Raw genomic sequence first — 18116 nt, forward strand, 5'->3', positions numbered from 1 at the left:
ACATGGTGAGGGCCTCTGCTTGGAGTGAATCACCGGGATATTCCTGCCCAACCCCCTGTTACTGGTGCTTGATATTCTGGGCCCTTGCATTTTACATATAGACGTTTGGCAAACAGCGATACGGCATATGACGGGACGGGCATAGTTTGCAGGACCGTCCCGTAGAAAATCAGGAGGTTTGGATGGCTTATTTTTGGGATGCCATGAACGCGAACGGGATGTTCATTGTGCGACTCCTGGTAGCAATGATTCTTGGAGCATTTGTTGGCCTGGAACGTCAGACCCGAGGCCGGGAAGCAGGCTTGCGGACAAATATTCTGGTTTGTCTTGGCTCGGCCACAATAATCGTTGTCTTCCAGAAACTTTCCATGGAATTCAATGTGGGTGCAGAATCGGCCATCCGCATGGACCCGGCTCGCGCGGCTGCCGGCGTGATCACCGGCATTGGTTTTCTGGGCGCAGGTACCATTGTCAAAAGCAAGGATTTTGTCCGTGGCCTGACAACGGCCGCCTCCATCTGGGTCGTGTCCGCAATTGGGGTAACGGTTGGCCTTGGTGAATTTGTCATTGCATATGTACTGACCATGCTGGTGCTGGTGGCCTTGTACGCCCTGCATCGTCTTCCCATTGTCCGCGATCACTATTTCTCCCTGCACATGAAGTGGGAAGGCGATTTGACCCTGCTTGACCAAATAATCGATCAACTCCAGGAAAAAGGGATACAGATCAAAAATCGCAGCATAACCCGCCAGCCCAAAACCGGGAGTTGCCATGTGACCCTGGTGTTGCGCACGCGCCACGAGAAAACAGTGGCGCACCTTGTCAGCAAACTGCAAACAGATACACGATTTGACGAGGTTGGATGGCATTGATTTTCGGATTGACCCACGCGGCCTGCCTCCCCATGGACATGGCCCGTTGTCCCACCAGGAGCCGTCAGCAAACGTTCCCCACCGGTTGACACGCGGATCATGTTCTTGCTGATCACAAAGAATCAAGGTAATTTTTCCAGGTCATGCATGGCACACGGTTCGGTCATGGGGACAGGCACCATCCTGGCCGGTTGACCAGCCAGCAGGTGTGCTCATCGCATCGCGGGTTCAATAAAATGGATTGCACAATGTTTCAGGACTCAACCAATACATGAAAAAGAGGGGTTTCAATGTCTTTGATCAAGTGGAATGACAGCTTCAGCGTCAAGGTTGCAGAAATCGACAAACAACATCAAAAACTGATCGTCATGATTAACGATCTCAATGACGCCATGAAGCAGGGCAAGGGCAAGGATGTTCTGGGCAAGATCATCAATGGTCTGGTTGAGTATACAGCAACGCATTTCAAGACCGAAGAGAACTACTTCAAACAATTCAACTACCCCCAGGCCCTGGCCCACAAAAAGGAACATGATGCCTTTGTCCAAAAGGTCTCTGAATTCAAAGACGAATTCGAGAAAGGCAAGATTTCCCTTACCCTTGAAGTCATGAAATTCCTGAGCGACTGGCTCCGCAATCATATCAAGGGCACCGATAAACACTATTCCCAGTTCTTTAATGAACATGGTCTGAAATAAGCCCCAGGCAGAACTCATATCCCGAACAGCAATGAGCAAACCGACAAGAAAGCTCATTGCTGCCCGGGATGCAGCCTATCAAAAGCGCCCTCCCTGAGTATCATGGCTCGTGGTTCCCGGACGTGATCTGACCGATCTCCTTTCTGACACGCCAGCCCCATACAGCCTTACCGTCTGATTCTCGCACCCCAGCAGCTATCCATCCGATTTTCCCTCCAGAGCACCCATCCGTTGGCAGCCAGGACATGGACAGGCACACCTCCCAGGAACCCCTCGCCTCCTGACATGCGCATACGAACCACAGACGGCCAGTCTCCCTGCCTGTGCAAAATCGGGATGTCTTTTCCCAAAAAACCTTTGAATGGCATGTGCAAATCAGGTAGGGTTGAACCTACCTTGTCTCCTCTCCGGGCAACCCATAACCCATGGGAAACGGCCGGGGCACAAGGTCAATGCAATACATCCCAATTGACAGTCTGTCCGGCACACATCGTGGCTGGCAGGTGGTTGCGGATTGTTCCTGCATAACGGATTCCACGGGATCCTTTGGAACATCAAAGCGTACATTCAAGGCCAAGGGAGGCACGACATGCAAAAAAGGCAGATTCGCAAGGGCGTTCATTGGATGGGAGCCATAGACTGGAACCGAAGATTGTTCGACTCGCTGGTACCTTTACCCGATGGCACCAGCTATAACGCCTATCTGGTTCAAGGATCGCACAAAACAGCTCTTATTGATACGGTTGACCCGATGATGGAAGAGGTATTGGTTCGCCAGCTGGCACAGGTGCCCGAAATCGACTACATCGTGTCCCAGCACGCCGAACAGGACCATTCGGGCACCATTCCCCTTGTGTTGGAAATATATCCGCAGTCCACGGTCGTGTGTTCTCCAAAAGCAAAAAAACTTCTTCTGGAACATCTGGAAATCCCGGACCAGCGCATTCAAACCGTTGAGGATGGCGACTCCCTTTCCCTGGGCGACAAGACCCTTCGGTTCGTTCATACGCCCTGGGTCCACTGGCCCGAGACCATGATCACCCACCTCCCCGAGGACCGCATCCTGTTCACCGGTGATTTCCTGGGTTCACACATTGCCACAACCGATCTTTATGCCGGAGAAGATCCCTATGTCATTGAAGCGGCAAACCGTTACTACGCTGCCATCATGATGCCTTTTCGCACAATGATTCAAAAAAACCTCAAAAAAGTGCGCAACCTTGACTTTGACCTGATAGCACCCAGTCACGGGCCCATGTACGACCACCCTGAACAGATTCTGGCGGCCTATGAGGAGTGGAGTTCTGACAAGGTATCCAATCATGTGGTCATCCCGTATATCTCCATGCATGGCAGCACGGAAATCATGGTGGATCATCTGGTAGCAGCCCTGGCGGACAGAGGCGTCAAGGCCCACAAATTCGACTTGACGGTTACGGACCTGGCCAAACTGGCCTCTGCCCTGGTTGATGCGGCAACAATCGTCATCGGCACTCCCACGGTACACGTCGGACCGCACCCCCTTGTCTTTTCCACTGTCAATCTGGCAAACGCCTTGCGGCCCAAAGTGAAGTACGCTGCCATCATCGGCTCCTATGGCTGGGCAACCAAGGCGGTTGAGCAGATATCGGGCCTGATACCCAACCTGAAGGTGGAGATCCTCGGCACCATCATGAGCAAGGGACGCCCCCAAGACGAAACCTTTGCCCAACTGGATGCCCTGGCTGACGCCATCCAGGCAAAACATCAGACCATCTGACCTCCCACAGGGAAGGGCATGTCATGGCTCTGGTGCACCACGGGACATCTGCCCGCAATGATGTTTCAAAACCGCTTGTTATCTCCATGAAAAGACATCTCTGACTCCTGTTCACAAGGGGCTTCAATCACAAAGGCCACGCGCACTTGGCATGCACGTGGCCTTTTGTCTGTTTCCTTCCGGATGGCTACCGCCCTATTTGATGGTGATCCTGTCACTGCGGGTCAAGGAGATCCTCTTGCTGGTTCCCGGTCCGGTCTTGAGAAGGATAATCGTGGCCTGCTCAACATAGGGGTCTGCTGCCGAAAGGCAGTCAACAGGCAACACCACATGCATCCCCCGGAATCCGGCAGCTGTTGCCGTGTGCAGGACAGCTCCGTGAGCCGCAGTGCCCGTAACAATGACCGAAGTGATGCCCTTGCTTTTGAGAATATCTTCAAGATCGGTATTCCAGAATTTATCCACGCTGGAATGCACAACAGGTTCGCCTGGTTCGGGAGTGACCGGTGGCAGCATGGTGTCCAATGTGCCCCGGGGGGTCATGCTGTAAACCACGGGAAGCCCGGCAGCACGGGCCCGTTTGATCAAGGCGGCGATGCGGGGAACGGTTTCCAGGCATCGAGGCCGACGAGCCTGGTTGCAGGTCAGCTCCTCGATGTCCAGGACGAGCAGGGCCGTGGTTGCCGGAGCCACTGTAACCGTTCGGATTTCCGGGAGATCAGGAGGTGAAACCTCATCCCAGATCTCGTCAATGGATGCGGCCATGGCCGCACAGGGCAACAGGCAGAAAAGCAGGAGAAGCACATGTGGTACGCGTCGCATAAAGACCTCCTCGGTGCTGCATGGTGGATGATCCCTGGTCCGGGAGCCTGACACAACAGAATCCGGGCAGGGACTTTTCAATGTAACCAGTATTGATACCAATGCACCATATTTTCAGATTTGAAAACACTACCCAGCAAAAAAACGACAGCCCTTCATGTGCCCGGCACCTATTTCTCCCGGTCAAACAGAATGTCCGGCTCCACGGCACGTGCCCGGGCCGTGCCCGTAAGTACCATGGCCTGGACCAGTTCGGACCTGACCTGATCCAGATAGGCCTCTACCCCTTCCTTGAGCCCACCCACAGCAGCCACGGCAATGGGCCGACCGATCATGACGGCATCAGCCCCCAGGGCAAGCATCTTGAGCACGTCCGTGCCCGTGCGCACCCCGCCGTCGACCAAAACGGCCATGTCTCCCCTGACAGCCTGGGCCACCCGGGGAAGGACCCGGGCCGTGCCCGGAGTGTGATCCAGAACCCGCCCGCCATGGTTGGAGACCACAATGCCGGCAGCCCCGGCATCCCGGACCCGTTTGGCATCGTCCGGGGTCATGATCCCCTTGACAAGGAATGGAACCGGACAGCGTTTGATGATCTCGGCGAGTTTGGTCACGGGCTTGGGACTGACAGGTCGACCCATTTTTCTCAGGGTAATCAGACCGGCCGCATCAATATCCATGCCCACGATCCTGGCACCACTGGCCAGGGCCTTGTCCAGTTTGTCAAAAAGTTCGGCATCTTCCCATGGTTTGACAAACGGAATACCTGCACCGCCCAGCCGGGAGATGGCCGCAAACCCGGCTTCGGAAATAAACGCAGGAACCCCGTCCCCGGTGCATCCCAGCGTACCATGTTCCACACACCCTTCCAGCACCCCGTGAATATATGCCTCTTCCGTGACCTTTCCGCCCATGTTGAAGGACACCCCGCCAATGGGTGCGGCAAGCACGGGCATGTCCAGGGTTCTGCCGCAGATTTCCACTGACGTGTCCGGGTCGATCACATGGTGCACCAACCGCATGTTCAGCTTGCGTTCGGCAAGAGCGCTCACATTGTCCCGGAAGGATGCGGCCGTACCCAGCCCGCCCATGCCAGGCACCTCGCCCACACAGGCCCGACCATCACACACCGGACAAACCCTGCAATATCCCTTCATCCGCTCCCTGGCGGTTTGCCGTATCTCCTGCAAATCCATAATGCTCCCGAGTTGAACTGTTTATACTGTATACATCAGACCAGTTCCCAAACCATGATTCAACATGCTTGCAGACCCCATGGCAACCCGTATGGGATCTGCAAAATCACCTGACCACCCTATGGTTTGATATAGGCAAACCCGTTGTTTTGCAGATCAATCAATGCAACAATGCCGGCGGCCACAACCTCGCATTGGGGAAGAAGTTCCTCCTCCTTGATGGAAAAAGCGTGCAAGGCGTTGTTGCAGACCTGAAAACCCACCCCACGTTCTCCCAGTTCACGCACTCTGGAAGCCACCTCGTCGGCACTTCCCTGCCTGAACAGATTCACAGCAGGACCGTTGACCACAACAACGGATTTACCCTCGGGCTTGGCATTCAGAAAATTGGCCACATTGTTCAGGGCCAGCTGCAACCTGTTGGGATCGTTCAGATCTACGTGAAAACATGCTTTGTATGTCATCTTTTTTTCCTCCTTGTGGATGTTTGAAATATTTTTTGCGCATGACGCACATTCCCGGGCAAATACCCAACTCCCCTTGACCGGGCAATCAAAAAACAGGCTCCAAACTCGTTCACTCAGCCGAATATCCGGCCAAGATCACGCTGTTTTTCTCCAAAAATGAAAACCAGTTATGTTTTTTTCAACCCCTTTAACACAATCAGGACCAAACATTTTTTCTTGTGACACGAAGCACAGATTGTGCGTCCCACAACCGGCTTCCATGATGCACGCATGGGGTTTCGTTGACTCTATGGTTGATATGACATAAATGATCTGCTATCATACAGCATCGTACATTTTCCAAGGAGGACAGCGTGTTACGCATCCTGTTCACAATTCAGTTCCTACTGCTGATACTTGGGGGTTCCATCCCGTGCACAGCATCGAACCTCGCCAAGGCTGAAAAACAGGTCCAACAGAATCTGGCCAGGGAGGCCCAGGCCCAAAAAAGTCTGGAAGCCTGGGAAAATCAGAAGGCCTCCATTGAGGCCCGCATCCGTGATCTGATCCTGGAAAAAACCTGGCTTGAATACCAAAACCAAAAATACCAGGGGTACATCCAAAGGGAATTGGCCGAGCTGGACGAGCTGGAAACCCGAAAAAAGGAAATGGAACACATCAACATGCGCCTGGAACCGTTTCTGGACGAGACGGTTGCCAACCTGAAGGCTCTTGTGGCCACTGATCTTCCCTTTCTGCCCGAAGAACGAGCCAGGCGGATCGCCTTTCTCGAGGAAAGCCTCGGGGATTATCACCTGAGCCTAAGCGAAAAACTTCGCCGGGTTCTGGAGGCATTGCAGGTGGAAGCGGATTACGGCCGAACCCTGGAGGCCACGGACGCGTCCATTACCCTGGACGACACGACCATCCAGGGCCGCATCTTTCGGCTGGGCCGGATCGGACTTTTCTTCCAGTCCATTGACAAGCGTGTTATCTCCCGGTTTGACGCCTCAACGCGAACCTGGGTTCCTCTTTCCACTGATTATGAACGGGATCTGGACCAGGCCCTGCAGATGGTGGATCGCAAACGGGCCGCATCCCTCCTGGTACTGCCCGTACAGGGAGGAAGCCGTGAATAACAGCATTCATGGACTGATCCGCCTGCCAATGGTCATCCTCACCCTCTTCCTTGTCTGGACGTGTCCCGCATGGGCAACGGACGAGGCCACCCCGACATGGCAGGCCATTCACAAGGATCTGGCCAGGGAAGCCCGAACCGTTGCCAGGGAAGCCCAAACCACCCGGGCCATCATTGCCAAAGAAAAAAAAGAACTCCAGGCCCAGGCAGCCCGACTCGAAGCAGACATTGCCCGGGAAAAACAACGCCTGTCCACACATAAAAAGGAATTCGAACGCCTTCTGGCCAGGGAACAAAAGGCCCGCCTTGCCCTTGAGGAGCATCTCGAAGACATCAAAACCATGGAAACCGTTGTCAAAAGCGCTGCACGGGACGCAGACGCCATGATCCACGACAGTCTGGTGTCCCCGGCCTTTGACAACCGCCTGGCCCAGATCTCCCCCCTGCTTGACGCCAACCGTTTTCCCGGGTTTGAGGATATTGCCCATCTCATCGGCCTGTTCTTTCAGGAAGCCCAGGAGACCGGAAACATAGCCTTGATCACCCGTGAAATCATTGGGCCCGATGGCAGCAGAACTCCGGCTGAAATCCTGCGCGTTGGCGCATTCACGGCCCTGTACCGCCTCAAGGATGGAAATGTGGGATATCTGCGCACAGCCAAGGACGGCAAAACCTGGATCGCGGTTCCCGCTGCCCTGGGAAGGAGCATACGCCATCACATACAAGCTGCCTTTGAGGGACAATCACCAGACATTCCCTTGGATATTTCCCGAGGTGCAGCATTACAGGGTCTGGATCGCCAGAAAGATCTTCTACAATGGTTGCGCTCCGGCGGCGTGCTCGTCTGGCCCATCCTGTTTGTCGGAGGCATCGCCCTGCTCCTGACGGTTGAGCGCATGGTTGTTTTGTTGCGACAAAAAACCACGCCAGGCGAGACCATGGCCCAGATCCTCTCCCTGGTGAAATCACGCAACTGGGAAGGCTGCAAAACAATCTGCTCGACCATGCCCCGCTTTCCGGCCATACGGGTCATGGCCCGCAGCGTTGAAGCGGCCGAATCTTCCAAGGATGTTCTGGAAGCCGCCCTGGAAGAGGCCATTCTCAAGGAAATTCCGTCCATGGAACGTTTTCTGGCCACCTTGAACATCCTGGCCGCCATCGCTCCCCTGCTCGGCCTTCTGGGCACGGTCACGGGAATGATCAGCACCTTTCAGGTGATCACCCTGTACGGAACCGGTGACCCCCGCATGATGTCCGGCGGCATTTCCGAAGCCCTGATTACCACCCAACTGGGCCTGGCCGTGGCTATCCCCATCATGATTGTGCACCATTTTCTCCAACGCAGGGTGGAGACCCTTCTCAGTGATATGGAAGAAAAGGGAACCGCTTTTGCCGCGGCCGTTCTGGAGGGGAAAGGGAAACAATGAGCCTTGCCCATATCGCCCGGGAGTCCCTGAACTATCTGTACAGCGGAGGCATGATCATGATCCCTTTGCTTCTGGTCTCCGTGTGCATGTGGGCACTCATCTTCCGAAAACTGGTTACCTTCAGTACAATGTTCAAAAAGGAGGTCCCGTTTAGGGAATGTCTGGACGCACGTTCCAGGCCGAATCCGTCCGGAGCGCCCTGGCAGCAGCGCCTTGTTGCTCTTTTTTTTGACCAGCGGACCGGAGACCCCTCCTTTGACATGACCCTGGCCGTTTCCCTGGCCAAAACCCAGTCGGCCCAGGCCAGACGGTACATCGGAACCATCCTCGTACTGGCTGCAGCAGCACCGCTTTTGGGGCTCCTGGGCACGGTCACGGGAATGATCAGCACCTTTGATGTCATGGCCCAATTTGGTACAGGCAACGCAAAGGCCATGGCCTCGGGTATCTCCCAGGCCCTGATCACCACCCAGACGGGACTCTTCATTGCCGTACCAGGGCTGTTCATGGGTAACTTTTTACGCCGCAGGGCCGAAAACCTCGCCGACAAAATGCAACGCTTTGCCATCAGACTGGTGGGGGAAGGGGGAAGTGCGCACTTGAGTACACAGTGCACAGTTAGCGGTGAGTCAGGTCGTTAATAATCGTTGTTATAAATGAAAAAATATATTTTTTCTGATGTTATTCGTTTTTTATGTTCGGTTGATAGTGGCATCGCTTATCCTCAAAATCCTGCATAGTGCGCAGTTGTGAGATGTTGGGATCTTAACATTTCGCCAATAACTCCGCGCACTGAGTACTGTGTACTGAGCCCTGTGCACTTAAGTGCACACTCAAGTATAACTTAAATTACCATGAAATCACTCCGTCATATCCGTGCAAACCGATCCAGGGGGGCTGAAATCAATATGGCTCCCTTGCTGGACATGGTTTTTATTTTACTCATTTTCTTTGTGGTCACCACGAGCTTTGTCAAAGAATCAGGGGTGGACGTGCACCGTCCCGTGGCCAAGACAGCCGTGACCAAGGAAAAGGCCAACATGATCATCGGTGTCACAGCCCAGGGGCATATCTTTATCGAGGGCAAAAGTATCGATATCAGGTCCGTGCGCACACGCATGGAACGCTTCCTGGCCGAGACCCCCGAAGGCTCGGTTGTGGTGGTGGCGGACAAAAAAAGTGAAACAGGGGTTGTGGTGCAGATCCTGGATGCCTGCCGCCTGGCAGGCGTGACCAACATCAGCGTTGCAGCCAAACGACCGGCATGAAACTCGTCTACAATCTGACCTTCTGGTGCGTGCTTCTTGCCGCAGCCATCCTTGTCAACATTTTCATATGCATGGTGGCGCCCATTCTTTCGGACAATGAGGTACACCAACAGCACGACCTGTCCTCTATGCCCGTTCTCCTGACTCCGCCCCCGCCCCTGCCAGAACAAACCAAGCGCGAAATCATCAAAAAGCCCACGCCCACACCCCGCAAACCGGTCAAAACGCCGACCCTGTCAATGCAGCAGCCGCTCCAGCACAAATCCCGGCCCAAACTGACATTCAAAACACCTTCCTTTGAAATGGCCATGACCAATCAGATCTCTCCAGGCCTGGAAGTGGCACCGCCTTTGCCGGATGCATCCACGGATTTCACCAGATCCGGCCCTCCTCAATCGGCAACCATCGGTTTTGAACTGGGCGAGCTGGACACCCCGCCCATACCCATACGCCGAGTCCCGCCGGTTTATCCATTCCAGGCCAGACGCAAGGGAATCACCGGCAAGGTCACGGCCCGCTTTCTGGTCAATATGACCGGTATGGTGGAAAAGATTTCCATTGTCACCTCGGAACCCAAGGGCGTCTTTGATCAGGCCGTCAAGGAGTGCATTGCCAAATGGCGCTTCAAGCCCGGCATCTACAAAGGGAAACCCGTGGCCACTTGGATGATGATACCTATTTCCTTCAAACTTTGATCGCGTTGTTACATGTCAGGTGTTTTCGTGGATCGCAGAAACATTGTTACCATCTGCTGCACGTTCAGGAATAACATGAAATTTTCAACAGGCATCTTCCTCTTCTTTCTGATTGTTCTCAGCACGGCCAGCCATACCCATGCCGAGAACAACCTCTCTGTGCCCGAACAGCGCATCCTCTACCGGGCCCAGCAGGCCATGGACAGGGAAGACTACCCCGAGGTTCGAAAAACACTTTCTTCGTATCTCAAACGGCATCCGGACACGGAGCCCGCCTTGTTCTTTCTTGTTCTGGGAAATGCCTGCTACCAACAAGGGGATCTTGCTGCGGCCAACAAATGGTACCAGCAGGGTCTGAACAAACACCCGGGCAACCTTGCCCTATGTCGCAACCTGGCCGCAGCCAGATACGGACTGGAACAATTTGCCCAAGCAGGCAAACTCTTTGAAAAAGCATTCAAGCTCTCCCAACCCGGGGAACCCCAACTCCTCTACCAGGCGGGCATTGCCTTTTATCAGGCGGAACAACTTGATGACAGCCGCAGGGTCCTGGAACAACTCCTTGAGACGGCTCCAACCACACGCAGGGAATGGCTCGCCCTCTTGATTCAGGTCTGTTATGCGCAACAAAACCTCACGCGTACCACACGCCTTCTCACATCATTTCTGGAAACCTATCCGTCGGAACGGGCCTATTGGAAACTCCTGGCCGGTATCCGCACGGAGCAGGAACGTTATGCCCAGGCCGCTGCTGCCCTGCGTACGGCATTGAGCCTGGGCAACGCAACAGCCAGAGAATGGAAGGAACTGAGTTCCCTGTATTTTTATCTCAACGCCCCCTTGCAGGGAGCCATGTGTCTGGAAAGGGCGGCAGCACTGGCGCCTGACGCCAGAGATAACGATGCCCTGGCCAAAGGATTTCTGCGCGCCCATCGGATCGACAAGGGCTTGCACTACCTTGACCAGGCCATTGCCCGTCAGGCAACGCCCCAGCGCTTGATGACCAGGGCCAGGACCCTGATGACAACCCGCCGTTTCAAGGAAGCTATAACCACCTTGCAGCAGATCGTGAACATGCAATCGAATACACGCGATGAGGCCTACCTGCTCATGGGTTACTGCGCCATGGAAACCCAGAATTGGCACCAGGCCGCAACCTGGTTTTCACATGTCAAAAATGACAGATTTGCATCTCACGCAGCATCTGCCCTACAAGCCCTAGCTCCCCTTCTTGAAATCGATGTTGACCAATAAAACCATAATTCTTCCAATACCTCCAGGCATTTCGCTTTATTTCAAAACCCATTGACATGAAATCATTTCATACCTTACAAGTATATCATTTTAGACCTACATGCTTTCTTCAACACAACTCATTTTGGCTGGGAGGTAGAAGAATGAAACAAACATGGTCGTGCATCATCCTCGCCCTGATCATTGGACTCATGGGTCAAACAGCTTGGGCAGAGGACGGATCCCAAGCAGCTGTCTACAATTTGGGAGAAATGGTGGTCACCGGAGACAAACCCGGGGTCAAGGATATGGCCATCACCAACGACATCACGTCCGAGGAAATCAAGGCCACCAATGCCAAGACAGTTGCCGAGGCCTTGCAATACGTGCCCGGGATTACCGTGACGACCGGAGTGAAAAACCAACCCAATATTTCAATGCATGGGTTTGATTCAAGCAAAATCCTTATTCTTATTGATGGTATCCCCTACTACGAAACCAATTATGGCAAACTGGACCTGAACAAGATCCCGGCAAGCGTTGTTTCCAAAATCGAGGTTATCAAGGGAGCCCCTTCGGTTCTTTATGGTGCCAATGCCGAAGCCGGTGTCATCAACATCATCACCAAACAGGGAACTGAAAAACCCTGGGCCGAGGCCAATGTGGGGTTTGGAGAAAACAACACCTATATTGCCGAAGCATCCCATGGCGCTCAAATCGGCGTGGTCAACTACTGGCTGAGTTACAGCAGGCAGCATACCGACGGATGGCGGATGTCCGATGATTACGATGTCCATGATGGTGAAGTCTACCACAAGCCTGGAAATGATCCCGCTGACAAAATTGAAATTGAAGACGGCGGGTTCCGGGACAATTCCGCGTACACAACCGACGCCCTTTGGACACGTGTCGGCCTGGTACCCGACGAGGAAACCCAGTACTTTGCCACGTTCCACTATATAAGCAGCGAGTATGACATGCCCGCAAACGTGGATTCAGTTACAATTCGCAATTTCGGCGATGAGGATCCGGAAAACTTCTCCAAGGGCTTTGGCAAAAGCGACGACAATATTGACTGGGGAATTGATCTGAGCGGCAAGCAAAAGGTAAACGACATTCTGACGGTACGGGGCAAACTGTTCTACCATAACCATCAGGACGTCTATGTATCCTACGATGATCCTGTCGACTATGACGATACCATCGCCCATAGTAAATACAAGGACTACATGGCAGGTGGTTCTCTGATCACCGACCTTGACCTTCTGGAATGGTATACGACTCGCTTCTCCCTTCATTATCGCGGAGACTCTCACAAAGAACGTACATCAGAAAAAGCGGATTATTACGATGCCTTCTCTTATACGGGATCTGTTGGCATGGAAAACGAGTTCAGGCCAATAGAGGGATTAACCTGTATTTTGGGTGCCAGTTATGATTGGTTTGAAGTAACCAAATCAGACTTCCTGAATGATGATGGCGATGAAATTGACAAACCAGATACCATGGACGAATTCAATCCCATGGTGGGACTGAGTTATGAATTCAAAGACACAACAAAACTCTATGGATCAATAGCACGGAAAACAAGATTCCCCACACTGCAATATCTTTATTCCGGAAGTTCATACAACCCTGATCTTGAAGCCGAGCACAGCGTCAATTATACAATCGGGATTTCACGATCATTATTTGACTGGCTGGACGCAAGTATTGAAGGCTTTTACAGTGACATTTCAAATTGGATTTCACGCGATTACAACGAAGACGGGCTTGATGGTGACGGACAGTATCAAAATGAAGCAGAAGTTGTCTTCAGTGGTGCTGAAATCAACTTCAAAGCGTACCCCATGGAAAACCTGACTCTTTCTCTTGGATACACATACACCATTGCCAAAAATAAAAGCGATGAAGCCGTTACCGAACATATGGTAAACATCCCCAAACACAAAGTGGATATGGGCATTGATTACCTCATCCCGGTCGTCACAACCAAACTCCATCTCCAAGGGATTTACTTTGGCGAGAGTTATGCCGAAGTCCCCATAGAGGAAGGTGACGACCCCGAAGAGAAACTGCACGACTACTTCATCCTCAACGGTCGTGTTTCCAAACAATTCCTGGAACACTTTGAAGGATACGTTGAAGTGAACAACATCTTCGACAAGGACTACTATTCCGAAGAAAGCTTCCCCGGTCGCGGAAGGAGCTTTCTGGTTGGTCTGTCCGCCAAGATCTAAATTCCCTGGCACCATTCCTTCCCTCAGGCTTCTTGAGGGAAGGAATGGTGCACCCTGTAATCGCCACATGGCTGCCCCAATGTTTCGCAATCTTATCCCGAGGATATCGATGTGAACACCTCTTTTCGCCCACCGGCCCTGTTTTTCTCCTTTTTTTTCCTTTTTATCCTCGCCTCCCCGGCCCTGGCCGGATGGACCGTAACCGACATGGTGGGGCGCAAGGTGTTCATACCCCAAAAGGCCCAGCGCATCGTGACCACGTTCAAGCCATCCACCCTGTCCGTGTACTGTCTTGGTCTGGCCGACCGGTTGGTGGGTGTGGACAACGAGTGCCGGTATGAACCCTTTACCACCGGGGTGTATCCGCCCATTGCCAGGGCAGCAGGTGTGGGGAGCAAGAGCTCGGGGCTGAATCTTGAGACCATTGTGGATCTGAAACCGGACCTAGTCATTCTCTTTTCCCAAAAGGACGGCATTGCTCTGGCCGACCGCCTGGTAGGTCTTGGCATTCCTGCCATTGTCATTGTTCCTGAAGATTTTGCCAAATTGGACCAGACCCTGCTGCTCATCGGCAGGGCAGCCGGAGTGGAAGATCATGCCCGCAAGATGGTTGACCTGTGTCACGAGATCCTAAGCAGCGTACAGCAAAAAGTAGCATCCATCCCCTTAAGTGAGCGCAAACGCTGCTATTATGGGGGCTCCCGAGGATTCTTCTCCACAGCATCAGGCGACATGCTCCAGAGCGAGATCTTTGCCAAAGCAGGCGGGATCAATGTTTCACAATCCTTTACCGGTTATTTCAAACGCATCTCCCCGGAACAGTTCATCACCTGGGACCCGGATTTCGTGGCCGTGACCAGAAATACCCGCAAAGGACTGACCGGTGTACTGGCCCGCAAGGAACTCCAGGGGGTCAAGGCCATTGCCCACAAACAGGTCTATGTGTTTCCCGCGGATATTGCGCCATGGGACTTCCCTTCGCCCCTGTCCACACTGGGAGTGGTTTGGTGCGCCACACGCCTTTACCCTGACCTCTTTTCCGAAGCCGAGCTTGAACAACGCATCGACCATTTTTTCCTGACCCTCTTCGGGAAGACACTCACTGACCTCGGAGGCTCGCTTGGCGACAGAGTCTTCCCGTAATCATCTTGTACAACGCCTCACCACGCGTTTCCGCAAGCCCAGGGTCTTCGACCCCCACAAGACCACCCTGGGGGATACGGGATATCGGACACTCCAGTACGCCACCCTAGGGGGGCTCATGCTTCTGACGATCATATCCCTGCACACAGGCAGACTGGATATCTCATCAAGCGAAATCAGAACCATTGTCTGGGCAGCGCTCACCGGTACCCCCGTTGACAATGCGCTTCTCTCCAAATCCCTGGTCTTTTTTCAGGTCCGCCTCCCCAGGTGCATTTTGGCCATCCTCGTGGGTATGGGGCTTTCCGCTTCTGGTGCGGTATACCAGGCCCTTTTCCGCAACCCCCTGGTCTCACCCGATATCCTGGGCGTGGCAGCAGGCTGCACCTTTGGAGCGGCCCTTGCCCTGATCCTGCCGGGCAGTTCCTTTGCCCTGGTCCGGGTACTTGCCTTTATTTTTGGCCTGACTGCTGTCTTTTCAGCTCTGGGCATTGCCCGGGCCGTTGGAGTCAAGCCCATTCTCATTCTGGTTCTGGCAGGGCTTGTGGTCACCTCGTTTTTCAACGCCTTTGTCATGATCCTCAAATACATGGCCGACCCGTACAACCAACTTCCGGCCATTGTCTTCTGGACCATGGGCAGCTTCAGCCGGGCTGCATGGAAGGACGTGAACACCCTCATTCCCCTTGTGGGCCTGGGGCTCATACTCATTACCCTTCTCAGATATCGGTTAAATGTTCTTTCACTAGGCGATGTTCAGGCCAAATCTCTGGGGCTCAACCCCAAAGCATACCGAATCCTGCTTATTGTCATCAGTTCGCTCATTGTGGCTCTGGCCGTGGCCACCTGCGGTCAGGTTTGCTGGGTCGGCCTGGTCATCCCCCATATTGCCCGCACTCTGGTTGGTCCCAACCACAAAAAAATGCTCCCCGTGACTATTACCCTGGGGGGCCTGTTCATGCTTCTGGCCGATGATATTGCCAGGTCCGTCACAACGGCCGAATTGCCCATCAGTATAGTCACATCCCTCATCGGGGCCCCGTTGTTCGCCTTTCTTTTATACAAAAACCGCGGGAGCGGATGGATATGAGTCTTTCCTGCCATTCTCTCAATTATTATTACGGCCCCCACCATGCCTTGAAGAATATTGATTTCGAAATCAAAGACGCCTGCTTCTGCGCTCTGCTGGGACGAAACGGGTCAGGCAAGACCACGCTCTTGCACTGCATGAACGGCATTCTCAAACCCTCGTCAGGCAGCCTCGTGCTGGATGGGATGGACATGACCAGGGCCACGGCCAGGGAGATCGCCCGGCAGGTGAGCATGGTACCCCAAGAACGGACCGAAATGTTTCCCTTTAACGTCCTGGATGTGGTTGTCATGGGTCGGACCCCGTTTCTCAAGATGTACCAGTCCCCTTCAGATCTGGATTACGCCATGGCCAAGAAGGTCCTGGCCATGCTGGGCGCCCGGAAATTGGCCCCCAGAAATTTCAATCGCATTTCAGGTGGAGAACGCCAACTTGCCCTGATGGCCAGGGCTCTGGTGCAGGACCCCACAACCCTGCTTCTGGACGAACCCACCAATCACCTTGACTTTAAAAATCAGTACCTTCTCCTGGAGCGCATCAAAGCCCTGTGCCGGGAGCGGAAAACCCGGGTGGTCACATCCATGCACGATCCCAACATGGCCACCCTGTTTGCCGACTGGGTGGTACTTCTCAAATACGGCCGCATTGTTGCCCAGGGGCCGACCCAGGAAATCATGACTGAAACCAACCTGAGCGATCTCTATGAGACCGAACTCAGAAAAATCAATATAGGCACGGACCGACCCGTGTTCCTCCCTGCCAGCGTGACCGCATGAAACCCACAACCATCATCCTCACCGGCGCACCCCAATCGGGCAAATCAACCCTGCTGGCCCGGGCCCTGGACAGGCTTTCCGACCTGAAGACGACGGGCTTCCTGGCCAAAGGGTTGTGGAAAAACAATCTGCGTGAAGGATTCGACCTCGTGGACCTGACAACCGGCAAGACAACCCCTCTGGCCAGGCGTAATCCTCTGGCCCCCCCGAAGACCATTCCGTTCACCTTTTTCCGGGAAGGCATGGAGGCCGGAAACAAAGCCCTTGATCCTGCAAAGTGCAAACATGCCGACCTTGTGTGCGTGGACGAAGTAGGCAAGCTGGAAATGCAGGGCAGGGGATGGGCCCGACTCCTTGGCCCCCTGCTTCAACTGGAACACCCCGTCCATCTATGGGTGGTTCGACAGGAACTGGTGCACCCGGTATCGTGCATCTGGAGTCTTCAAAACCCGGTTATTGTGGACGTCCACGACCCGACGGCCCTGGAACTCCTTGTAACCCATATCAGGACACAACCATGATCCAAGCCCTGTACCCCACCCTGGTTTTTGTGGCACTTACCTGTTTTGTTCTGACCACTCTTCTGGCCCGGTTTGTCTCGCCCCAAACCGCTCGCCTGGCCCTGGGATTGGGTACGGGAGTTTGCGGACTGATCGTTGGTCTCCTTGTGGGGATCATGGAACGTCTTCCCCTGTTTGGTGCCTATGAAGCATTGACGTACACGGCATTTGTGGTCGGATTCCTGGAACTGTGGGCCGGCTCCTCCCACCAGGGATTGAAACGGCAAACCCTGCTCACCGGCATCATGACAAGCCTGCTGCTTTTCCCCCTGGTTTTCCGCTCCGATGTCATGCCCAGGCCAAGTTTCTTCTTGTATTCCCACCCCCTGGTGGCCTGTTTTTTCTTTTGCAGACTCACGGCCCTGGGATTTTTCGCCCATGCGGGCATTGCCTATCTCGCCGGAGCCATCCCATCTGACAATCCCAACATCCGACTGACCAGCGAGACACGGGGCCGCAATTTTCTTTTGCTGGGAACAGTGGTGTTCCTCCTGAGCGAATTTGCCGGGTCCCTCTGGTGCTATGCGGGTTGGGGTGATTCCTGGCGGTGGAGCGGAAACTTTTTCCGGTCCACCATGTTCTTTCTTTTGATCATGCTTGGACTGCATCTCCCTGCCCGCTGGAAAACGCAGCCCCGGATGACCTGTTGTATCGGTTCCTTTGCCTGTTTGTTCATTGTTGTCTGCGTGCTTGGTCGTCAGCTTCTGGAATAGTCTGCCAACCCCATCGGATCTTTCCTGCCAATCTTCATCA

Annotated in this window: 18 protein-coding genes; 15 read left to right on the forward strand and 3 right to left on the reverse strand. The window is 53.8% G+C overall.

The window, feature by feature from the left end:
- Window positions 1-182 precede the first annotated feature (182 nt).
- The 3 genes from DPF_RS00360 (at window position 183) to DPF_RS00375 (ending at window position 3329) form a co-directional block, all read left to right on the forward strand.
- Window positions 183-872 (forward strand): MgtC/SapB family protein, encoded by a 690-nt coding sequence (locus DPF_RS00360; protein ID WP_069856810.1) that lies wholly within the window; start codon window positions 183-185, stop codon window positions 870-872.
- A gap of 290 nt (window positions 873-1162) precedes the next feature.
- A complete protein-coding gene (locus DPF_RS00365; protein WP_069856812.1) occupies window positions 1163-1570 on the forward strand; it encodes a bacteriohemerythrin in 408 nt (135 codons plus the stop codon).
- Between the two features lie 589 nt (window positions 1571-2159).
- Complete coding sequence (locus DPF_RS00375) at window positions 2160-3329, forward strand: FprA family A-type flavoprotein (RefSeq protein ID WP_069856816.1); 1170 nt, start codon at window positions 2160-2162, stop codon at window positions 3327-3329.
- A 195-nt stretch (window positions 3330-3524) separates the two neighbouring features.
- Here DPF_RS00375 and DPF_RS00380 read toward each other — a convergent pair whose 3' ends face one another.
- The 3 genes from DPF_RS00380 to DPF_RS00390 all read right to left on the reverse strand — a co-directional run bounded on the left by DPF_RS00380 (window position 3525) and on the right by DPF_RS00390 (window position 5811).
- Window positions 3525-4151, reverse strand: coding sequence for a cysteine hydrolase family protein (locus DPF_RS00380; RefSeq protein WP_069856818.1), 627 nt, complete (start codon window positions 4149-4151; stop codon window positions 3525-3527).
- 170 nt (window positions 4152-4321) lie between these two features.
- Window positions 4322-5341 (reverse strand): alpha-hydroxy-acid oxidizing protein, encoded by a 1020-nt coding sequence (locus DPF_RS00385; RefSeq protein WP_088178295.1) that lies wholly within the window; start codon window positions 5339-5341, stop codon window positions 4322-4324.
- 125 nt (window positions 5342-5466) lie between these two features.
- A complete protein-coding gene (locus DPF_RS00390) occupies window positions 5467-5811 on the reverse strand; it encodes a DsrE family protein (protein WP_069856822.1) in 345 nt (114 codons plus the stop codon).
- A gap of 356 nt (window positions 5812-6167) precedes the next feature.
- Between DPF_RS00390 and DPF_RS00395 the strand changes: the two genes are divergently transcribed.
- From DPF_RS00395 to DPF_RS00450, 12 genes are all read left to right on the forward strand, one after another.
- Entirely contained in the window at window positions 6168-6932 is a 765-nt protein-coding gene (locus DPF_RS00395) for a DUF3450 domain-containing protein (RefSeq protein WP_069856824.1), read from the forward strand.
- Window positions 6925-8358 (forward strand): DUF3450 family protein, encoded by a 1434-nt coding sequence (locus DPF_RS00400; RefSeq protein WP_176724128.1) that lies wholly within the window; start codon window positions 6925-6927, stop codon window positions 8356-8358. Before DPF_RS00395 ends, DPF_RS00400 begins: the two co-directional genes overlap by 8 nt.
- Window positions 8355-8999, forward strand: coding sequence for a MotA/TolQ/ExbB proton channel family protein (locus DPF_RS00405; protein ID WP_083254364.1), 645 nt, complete (start codon window positions 8355-8357; stop codon window positions 8997-8999). Before DPF_RS00400 ends, DPF_RS00405 begins: the two co-directional genes overlap by 4 nt.
- Window positions 9000-9212: 213 nt before the next feature.
- Window positions 9213-9626, forward strand: coding sequence for an ExbD/TolR family protein (locus DPF_RS00410; RefSeq protein ID WP_069856826.1), 414 nt, complete (start codon window positions 9213-9215; stop codon window positions 9624-9626).
- Window positions 9623-10321 carry an energy transducer TonB gene (locus tag DPF_RS00415; protein WP_069856828.1) on the forward strand — a complete coding sequence of 233 codons (699 nt, stop codon included), beginning with the start codon at window positions 9623-9625 and terminating at the stop codon, window positions 10319-10321. Before DPF_RS00410 ends, DPF_RS00415 begins: the two co-directional genes overlap by 4 nt.
- 75 nt (window positions 10322-10396) lie before the next feature.
- The gene (locus tag DPF_RS00420; protein WP_069856830.1) at window positions 10397-11575 is read left to right on the forward strand and encodes a tetratricopeptide repeat protein; all 1179 of its coding nucleotides are present in this window, start codon (window positions 10397-10399) and stop codon (window positions 11573-11575) included.
- A 143-nt stretch (window positions 11576-11718) separates the two neighbouring features.
- A complete protein-coding gene (locus DPF_RS00425) occupies window positions 11719-13794 on the forward strand; it encodes a TonB-dependent receptor plug domain-containing protein (protein ID WP_069856832.1) in 2076 nt (691 codons plus the stop codon).
- A gap of 111 nt (window positions 13795-13905) precedes the next feature.
- Window positions 13906-14937: an ABC transporter substrate-binding protein gene (locus DPF_RS00430; RefSeq protein WP_069856834.1), complete on the forward strand. Its 1032-nt coding sequence runs from the start codon at window positions 13906-13908 to the stop codon at window positions 14935-14937.
- Window positions 14915-16027 carry a FecCD family ABC transporter permease gene (locus DPF_RS00435; protein ID WP_218069946.1) on the forward strand — a complete coding sequence of 371 codons (1113 nt, stop codon included), beginning with the start codon at window positions 14915-14917 and terminating at the stop codon, window positions 16025-16027. Before DPF_RS00430 ends, DPF_RS00435 begins: the two co-directional genes overlap by 23 nt.
- Window positions 16024-16803, forward strand: a complete 780-nt coding sequence (locus DPF_RS00440; protein ID WP_069856839.1) for an ABC transporter ATP-binding protein — start codon at window positions 16024-16026, stop codon at window positions 16801-16803. The genes DPF_RS00435 and DPF_RS00440 overlap by 4 nt, the downstream gene beginning before the upstream one ends.
- Window positions 16800-17324, forward strand: coding sequence for a nucleoside-triphosphatase (locus DPF_RS00445; protein WP_069856841.1), 525 nt, complete (start codon window positions 16800-16802; stop codon window positions 17322-17324). Before DPF_RS00440 ends, DPF_RS00445 begins: the two co-directional genes overlap by 4 nt.
- Window positions 17321-18076, forward strand: coding sequence for a hypothetical protein (locus DPF_RS00450; protein WP_069856844.1), 756 nt, complete (start codon window positions 17321-17323; stop codon window positions 18074-18076). The genes DPF_RS00445 and DPF_RS00450 overlap by 4 nt, the downstream gene beginning before the upstream one ends.
- The last annotated feature ends 40 nt before the right edge of the window (window positions 18077-18116 follow it).

The organism is Desulfoplanes formicivorans, from assembly GCF_001748225.1.
In the GTDB taxonomy this organism is placed as follows: Bacteria; Desulfobacterota; Desulfovibrionia; order Desulfovibrionales; family Desulfomicrobiaceae; genus Desulfoplanes; species Desulfoplanes formicivorans.